The 1,200-nt window shown below is 72.0% G+C and carries 1 protein-coding gene; it reads left to right on the forward strand.

Features of this window, described 5'->3' with window-relative positions; translation table 11 throughout:
• Positions 1–1,200, forward strand: a 1,200-nt coding sequence (locus MKK49_RS07790; RefSeq protein ID WP_244027542.1) for an Ig-like domain-containing protein, incomplete at both ends; no start/stop codon positions are given.

Consider the following 1,200-nt stretch of genomic DNA (forward strand, 5'->3'; position numbering starts at 1 on the left):
GCGGCCAACGGCACCTGGAGCGTCGACGTCCCGGCCCTGGCCGACGGCGCCTACAGCTTCACCGCCAGCCTCACGGCGAACGGCAGCGTGGTCACCTCCCAGCCCCTCGCGCTCACCATCGACACCACCGCCGATGCCGGCGTGCCCACCACACTCACGGTCCTCCCCACGGCGGACGGGATCATCGGCGCGTCCGAGGCGGCGACGGTGGCCTTCACCATCGCGGGCCTCGATGCCGGAACCTCGGGCATCGTCACCTTCACCGATGGCGCGCACACCCTCGCCGTACCGGTGACGGCGGACGGCGCCTATGTCGCCGACCTCTCGGCCTTCAACGGCACGGTCACCTCGACCCTCGCCCTGTCGGATGCCGCCGGCAACACGGCCGACATCGTCGGCAACCCCGTCCCGGTCGTCACCGGCCGGCCGGGCGCGCCGACCATCGGCGGGATCAGCGACGATACCGGGATAGGGGGCGACGGGATCACCACCGACACGACCCCGACCGTCACCGGAACGGCCGAACTCGGCAGCATCGTGCACGTGACCTATACCGGCGCGACCGGTCCTCAGGTTCTCGACGTGCCGGTGGGTCTCGACGGCCGATGGGCGGCCCAGCTGCCCACCTTGGCTGACGGTGCCTACACCATCACGGCGACGGCGACCGGTCCGGGCGGGGTCGAGAGCCTCGCATCCGCGCCCCTGTCCGTGACCATCGACACGGTTCTGGACGCGGCCCCCGCAGCGACGCTCACGGCGGCCGCCAACACCGGCCCCTTCGACGCGACCGAGGCCGCGGGCGTCGGCCTCACCGTGGCCGGTCTCGATCCCGGCACCACCGGTACGGCCCTGTTCTCCGACGGCTTCCACGTGGTCAGCGTGCCGATCACCGGCAACGGTCCGGTCGTGGCCGATCTTTCGAGCCTCAACGGCACGGTCACGGCGACCCTCGCCCTGACCGACGTGGCCGGGAATTCCGGTACCTTGCCGACGGGCCTCGCGCTCGTGGTCGATACCGTGGCGCCCCAGGGCTCGGCGGTGGCCGACCTCGCCGGCGGCCCCACCGTCGCGAGCTTCACCTACGCGGTCGGCTTCTCCGAGACGGTCGCCAACGTCACGGCAAACGACTTCGTCCTGACCGGCACGAACGGCGTCACCGCTGAGGTCACGTCGGTGACGGGGTCGGGCGGCAGCTACGTC

The organism is Methylobacterium sp. J-090 (assembly GCF_022829345.1).
In the GTDB taxonomy this organism is placed as follows: domain Bacteria; phylum Pseudomonadota; class Alphaproteobacteria; order Rhizobiales; family Beijerinckiaceae; genus Methylobacterium.